The sequence below is a fragment of the Streptomyces sp. NPDC002265 genome (genome assembly GCF_040296125.1).
Classification (GTDB): domain Bacteria; phylum Actinomycetota; class Actinomycetes; order Streptomycetales; family Streptomycetaceae; genus Streptomyces.
Window position 1 is genome coordinate 1 of the sequence record NZ_JBEOWS010000513.1, and the last position, 4,842, is coordinate 4,842.

2 protein-coding genes are annotated in these 4,842 nt (G+C 72.1%); both read right to left on the reverse strand.

Translation table 11 applies throughout. The features are described from left to right. Window positions 1-2,732: type I polyketide synthase (locus ABT085_RS43730; RefSeq protein ID WP_351622020.1), on the reverse strand; the 2,732-nt coding region annotated here is incomplete at its 3' end. Between the two features lie 46 nt (window positions 2,733-2,778). Continuing rightward, on the reverse strand, window positions 2,779-4,842 hold a 2,064-nt coding region (locus ABT085_RS43735; RefSeq protein ID WP_351622023.1), incomplete at its 5' end, for a type I polyketide synthase.

Here is a 4,842-nt window from a genome sequence, read left to right on the forward strand (position 1 = left end):
TCGACGGTCTCCCAGAACTCCGCATCCACCGGATCCGCCACGGCGGCGGCAGCGGTTTCCGGGGCGTCGACCCAGTACCGCTCGTGCTGGAAGGCGTAGGTCGGCAGATCGGTCTTCCGCGCACCGGCGAAGAAAGCGTTCCAGTCCACGGACACGCCGTGCGTGTGCAGTTGGGCCAGGGCCGTCACGAGCGCCTGCCGCTCGGCGCGGTCGGCACGGAGTACGGGGACGGTGACGACGTCGTCCACACAGCCCTGAGCCATACCGCTCAGCACACCGCCGGGGCCGATCTCCACGAACGTGGTCACGCCCAGCTCGCCGAGGGTCTTGATGCCGTCGGCGAAGCGCACGGCATCGCGCACGTGCCGCACCCAGTACTCCGGGGTGTACGCCTCGACGAGCCGACCCGTGAGGTTGGAGACAACAGGTAACTGCGGCTTCTCGAAGGCCAGGCCACGGACGACCTCGGCGAACTCCTCCAGCATCGGGTCCATCAACGGCGAATGGAACGCGTGACTCACCTTCAACCGGGATGTCTTGCGACCCTGCTCGGCGAAGCCCGCGGCGATCGCCAGGGCCGCGGTCTCGTCGCCGGAAACCACCACCGCCGAGGGGCCGTTGACGGCGGCGATGCTCACCCCGTCGGTGAGGTGGGGCAGGACTTCCTCTTCGGTGGCCTGCACGGCGACCATCACGCCGCCCGCGGGCAGGGCCTGCATCAGCGCGGCACGCGCGGACACCAGCTTCGCCGCGTCGCCGAGGGACAGTGCGCCGGCCACATGCGCGGCGGCGATCTCGCCCACGGAGTGACCCCCTACGAAGTCGGGCCGGACGCCCAGGGATTCGAGGAGCCGGAACAGGGCCACCTCGACCGCGAAGAGCGCGGGCTGGGTGCACCCGGTCCGGTGCAGCGTGGCGGCAACGACGTCGACCGGGGCGTCCAAGTGCGCGCACACCTCGTCGTAGGCCGTGGCGAAGACAGGGAACGCCGCGTACAGCTCGCGTCCCATGCCGATGCGCTGCGAACCCTGCCCGGAGAAGAGGAAGCCGGTCCTGCCGCCGGCCGGACGCCCCAGCAGCACCCGGGAAGAGGGGGTCCCGGCGGCCAAGTCCGCCAGTCCTAGAAGGAGTTCCTCGCGGTTCTCCCCCACGACCGCGGCCCGGTGACGCATCGCCGCGCGGGTCGTGGCGAGCGACAGCCCGACGTCCCGCGGCCGGACCTCGCCCCGTACCAAGGGCAGCAGCCGGGCCGCCTGGGCCTGCAGCGCCGCGTCGCTCCTGGCGGAGAGCACCCATGTCAGGGGGCCGTCGGCGGGAGCCCCCGCGGGCTCCTCGCCCTGGGCCGGCGGGGCCTGTTCGACGATGGTGTGGGCGTTGGTGCCGCTGACGCCGAAGGACGACACGGCGGCCCGGCGCGGGTGGTCGGTCTCCGGCCACTGCACGGCCTCGGTCAACAGCCTTACCGTGCCCGCCGACCAGTCCACGTGCGGCGTCGGCTCGTCCACGTGCAGGGTCCGCGGCAGCACGCCGTGGCGCATGGCCATGACCATCTTGATGATGCCGCCGACACCCGCGGCCGCCTGCGAGTGGCCGATGTTGGACTTCAGCGACCCCAGCCACAGCGGCTGTCCTTCGGGTCGCTCCTGGCCGTACGTGGCGAGAAGTGCCTGCGCCTCGATCGGGTCGCCCAGCGTCGTCCCCGTACCGTGCGCCTCCACGACGTCGATCTGGGCGGCAGACAGGCCGGCCGATGCCAGGGCCTGGCGGATGACCCGCTGCTGCGCGGGACCGTTGGGCGCGGTCAGACCGTTGGACGCCCCGTCCTGGTTGACGGCGCTGCCGCGGACGACGGCCAGGACCTCGTGCCCGTTGCGGCGGGCGTCGGACAGCCGCTCCACCAGGAGCATGCCGACACCCTCCGCCCAGCCGGTGCCGTCGGCCCCGGCACCGAACGCCTTGCACCGGCCGTCGGGCGACAGGCCGCGCTGACGGCTGAACTCCACGAACGCGGTGGGCGTGGTCATCACCTGCACGCCGCCCGCCAGCGCCATGGAGCACTCACCGCCGCGCAGCGCCTGGATCGCCCAGTGCAGCGCCACCAGCGAGGACGAGCACGCCGTGTCGACGGTGACCGCCGGGCCCTCCAGGCCGAAGGTGTAGGCGATACGGCCGGACATCACGCTGGCGGAGTTGCCGGTCCCGAGATGGCCGTCGGACTCGCCGCCCATCCCGACCAGGAGGTTGACGTAGTCCTGGTAGCCGGAGCCGACGAAGACTGCGGTACGGCTGCCACGCACCGACTCCGCGTCGATGCCGGCCCGCTCGAACGTCTCCCACGTGGTCTCCAGCAGCAACCGCTGCTGCGGATCCATCGCCACGGCCTCACGCGGACTGATCCCGAAGAACCCCGGGTCGAACTCCCCCGCCCCGTAAAGGAATCCGCCGTGCCGCGCGTACGTCTTCCCCGTCGCCTCCGGGTCCGGGTCGTAGAGGTCCTCCACGTCCCAGCCCCGGTCCGCCGGGAACTCGCCGACCGCGTCACCACCGGAGACCACCAACTCCCACAGATCCTCCGGCGAACGCACCCCGCCCGGATACCGGCAGGCCATACCGACGATCGCGATGGGTTCCTGGTCCTTCTCCTCGACCTCGCGAAGGCGCTCCCGGGCCTGACGAAGGTCACCGGTGACGCGCTTGAGATACTCCAGAAGCCTGTCTTCGTTGCTGCTCATCCGCCTCATCCGTCCTCGGCTGTCGTCAAAGGTAGAGCGCCAAGAACTAGGAAATTTCTAGATCTTGATCGATCAGATCGAAGATGTCGTCGACCGTCGCGTCCTGGAGCTGCCGCTGCGCCTCGGCGGTCTCCGCGCCTCGCCCCGCGGCGGAGTTCACCAGGGACAACAGTTCCTGCAGCCGCCTCCGCACCCCGGTCCGGACCGTCTCCTCGGCGGAGGCGGACATCGAGATCACCGACTCCAGCCGGTCGAGTTCGCTGAACACCGACACCTCGTCCGGGCCCGTCCCGCCGACGAGTTCGCTCCGCAGATGGCGGGCGATCGCCTCGGGCGTCGGATGGTCGAAGACCAGCGTCGCGGGCAGGGTCAGGCCGGTGTCGGCGGTGAGCAGGTTGCGCAGCTCCACCGCGGTCAGGGAGTCGAAGCCGAGGTCCCGGAACGCCAGGTCCGGTTCCACCGCCGAGGATCCGCTGTGGCCCAGTACTGCCGCCGCGTGCACGCAGACCGTGTCCACGAGCAGGCGTTGCTGCTCGTCTTCGGAGAGCGTGGACAGCTCCGCCCTGAGCGCGGACGGCTCTGCGGCCTGCTCGGCGGGCTCCTCCGCGAGGGCGTCCCTGACCTCGGGCAGGTCGCTCAGCAGCGCGCTCGGCCTGCTGAGGGTGAACGGGACGACGAACCGTGCCCAGTCCACGTCGGCCACGGTGAGCGTGCCGTCACCGCCGCTCAGCGCACCGTGCAGCGCGGAGATCGCCCGGTCCGGCCGCAGCACGGTCAGACCGCGCTGCCGCAGCCGCTCCTCGTCCCCGGCGTCGGCGACCATTCCGCCCTCGCCCCACGGGCCCCAGGCGATCGCCGTCGCCGCAAGACCCCGGGCACGGCGGTGCTGCGCCAGGCCGTCGAGGAAGGCGTTCGCGGCCGAGTACGCGGCCTGCCCGCCGCCTCCCCACACCCCGGAGACGGAGGAGAACAGGACGAAGGCGTCCAGTTCCTGATCTCCGAGCAGTTCGTGGAGGTGCAGGGCCCCGAGGGCCTTCGCGGCGACCGTCGCGGCGAAGTCGCCCAGGTTCGTCTCGGCGAGCATGCCCGCCTCGGCGCTGCCGGCCGTGTGGACGACGGCGTTCACCGGGTGCTCCGCGAGCAGCGCGGCCAGCGCCTCGCGGTCGGCCACGTCACAGGCGGCGACGGTCACGCGCACGCCCGTCGCCTCCAGTTCGCCCTTGAGGTCGACGGCGCCGGGGGCGTCGAGACCGCGGCGGCTGGTGAGCACCAGGTGCTCCGCACCCGCGCCGGCGAGCCAGCGGGCCACGTGCCCGCCGAGCGCACCCGTACCACCGGTGACCAGGACGGTGCCGCGCGGCGACCACGAACGGCCGCTGCGGGCCGCGGGCAGACGCGACAGGCGCCGTGCGAACACCCCGCGGTCGCGGATCGCGACCTGGTCCTCGGCCGACTGGCCGAGCACCGCGGCGAGGCGGTCGGCGACCCGGTCGTCGACCGTGCCGGGAAGGTCGACGAGACCGCCCCAGCGCCGCGAGTGCTCCAGCGCCGCCACCCGCCCCAGACCCCAGACCAAGGACTGGTACGGGTCTGCCACCTCGTCGGCGGAGCTAACGCCCACCGCGTTCCGGGTCGCGCACCACAGCGGGGCGCCGATGTCCGTGTCGCCCAGAGCCTGGACGAGCAGTACGGACAGCGTCACGCCGACGGGCATCGCGACCGCCTGCGCGGCGGGCTCCGGAACGGTCTCGGCGTCGACGGCGAGCAGTGACAGGACGCCCGCCACGCTCTCGTCGCCGACCGCTCGCACGAGTTGCGCGGTCAGGTCCTCACGGCCGATGGCCGACTCGACCGGGACCGGCAGTGGAGTCAGGCCCCGCTCGGTCAGCGCGCGCAGACAGGCGGCCACCCAGTCGTCGCCGAGTTGCGCGGCGCTGACCGGAACCAGCCATACGCCGTTCCGGGCAGGGTCCGCCTGGGAGATGCCGGGGATCGCTTTCCATGTGACGCCGTAACGCCAGTCGTCGACGGCGGACTGCTCCTTGCGCTGGCGACGCCATGACGACAGCTTCGGCAGTACGTCGCTGAACGCGTCCCCTGCGCCGATGTC